1 pseudogene is annotated in these 210 nt (G+C 45.2%); it reads right to left on the bottom strand.

Annotated elements, in window-relative coordinates:
• A pseudogene (locus EOC06_RS39885) lies at positions 1 to 210 on the bottom strand (gamma-glutamyl-gamma-aminobutyrate hydrolase family protein); the annotation flags it as partial.

Genomic DNA, 210 nt, shown 5'->3' on the forward strand with positions numbered 1-210 from the left:
TTCCCATGCATAATATTTTCTGCTCTTACGACCTTAGCCCCAAAAGCTGAGCCAATCCCTTGATGACCGAGGCAAATTCCTAAAATCGGAAACTGTTGATGTAATTTCTGTATTACTTCAATCATAATGCCGGCATTTTCAGGGCGGCCTGGACCTGGAGAGAGTACAATACTGGCAGGGTTCAGCTTCTGTATATCCTCCACTGTCAGC

Origin of the sequence: Mesorhizobium sp. M7A.F.Ca.MR.362.00.0.0 (assembly GCF_004023175.1) — a bacterium.
In the GTDB taxonomy this organism is placed as follows: domain Bacteria; phylum Pseudomonadota; class Alphaproteobacteria; order Rhizobiales; family Rhizobiaceae; genus Mesorhizobium.